Genomic DNA, 1561 nt, shown 5'->3' on the forward strand with positions numbered 1-1561 from the left:
ATTCTTTATACCAATCTCCACTTAATAAATAATCAAAGCCATTTTTTAAATCTTTCCAAGTATTCTTTGTGGGAAGATAAATGTGTTCATAGGCAAAATTTAGTGCTTCCTTAGAAATATCACCAATCCAAGTACTTACCAAATTCGTTATAGAAACTCCTGTCGAAAAAACAAAAAATGCAATAATTCCTGTTGCTATTAATGGGATTGATAAAAAATAGCCAGCAATTACAGTAGCAATAGAGAGGCTTACACTTATTCCAATACCTATACTAAAGACAGCATTTTCCACAGAATCACTTAAAATTTTTACGATAACCCCTTTTGTGCCATTTATTTTATACTCTATTGTATAATCCAATGTCTGTAAAAGTTTATCTGCTCGTTTTATAAGAATTTTTATAGGCATAGTGATTGGTTCTAAAATAGGAAGTTGTTTATCTAAGCTATCAATTCCACTTTTGATATTTCCCAAAAGGCTACTCGTTTCACCAAATGCTTCTTGGTATTTTTGTAGTCTTTGTTTATTTTCTATTGCTTCTTTTGCTTTTTTATCATAATCTGCTATTTCTTTTGGCATACCATTATTGAGCAATGCTCCTATTATTCCTTCATAAGCTTCTTGGTTTTGTCTTGGGTTGTTTTCATTAGCATCCATTGAGTTTATCCTTTAATTTAGCTATTTTATTTAAAGCCTCATTTTTATTAAACTCTACCATATCATTATCCTCTAACTCACCCCAATCTTGTGAATAAATTTGAATGACATTGTCTAATATTTCTGAAATTATAATTTTTGCTTGATTATCTACTACTGAACATAACCTGTTTTCTAAAAATACTAAAAAAGATATTTTAGGCTGAATCAATAGAAATCGTATCAAATTTGCCTGCAACATATATCTTTTGTATTGAGTATTTTCTAGTGAGATTTTATTAAAAAAGAATACAATCTCATCAAAACTATTTAAAAAATCCAGAGTTGATTTAATATCTTCTTTTGTGATGGGTATTTTTTTATGCTCTTTATAAGCTGTATAGAAACCTTCCTCCAACACATACATTTTTGCCTTAATAAGCAATGGTTGATAATACCAATCTTCTAATCCTAGTAAATTCACCAAAAATAAATCTGTTGTAAAATGATTAATATACTCTAAAAACTCTTTTTTATGCTTTTTTACCTTATATGCAAGATTATACCCATCACTTAATTGTAAAAATATATCTTTATACATCATATTTTTATTAAGCTTATCTAGCGTTTGCAGCTCATTATATGAATTACCATAATAACTATCTATACAAAATATAGCCAATCCCAAAGGTCTATGCAGAAATGAATACATCAAAGCAAATATAAAGATAATGCTAAAAAGTATGACTTTATTTCTTAAGCTTTTGTTATACCAATTTATAAATCTTTTCATTATGCTACATTCTTATCATTATGAATATGTATGAGATTAGAGAGGGAGAGAAAGGAGTCTTTATGAAATAGATAAGAATAGAGATAGTCTGTATTAGAATCTTTAGAGTATAAATTAGCGTATAAATTAGA

At 27.7% G+C, this 1561-nt stretch carries 2 protein-coding genes; both read right to left on the bottom strand.

Translation table 11 applies throughout. The annotated features are described in order from the left end of the window. Positions 1-658: hypothetical protein (locus tag CQA44_RS12010; RefSeq protein ID WP_147289806.1), on the bottom strand; the 658-nt coding region annotated here is incomplete at its 3' end. Continuing rightward, the gene (locus CQA44_RS12015) at positions 648-1430 is read right to left on the bottom strand and encodes a hypothetical protein (RefSeq protein WP_115547422.1); all 783 of its coding nucleotides are present in this window, start codon (positions 1428-1430) and stop codon (positions 648-650) included. The genes CQA44_RS12010 and CQA44_RS12015, both read right to left, overlap by 11 nt. Between the last annotated feature and the right edge of the window lie 131 nt (positions 1431-1561).

This window comes from Helicobacter sp. MIT 14-3879 (assembly GCF_003364125.1).

Excerpts from the sequence above, each read along its gene's own strand:
- CQA44_RS12015 (WP_115547422.1), bottom strand. The coding sequence starts at position 1,430 with ATGAAAAGATTTATAAATTGGTATAACAAAAGCTTAAGAAATAAAGTC.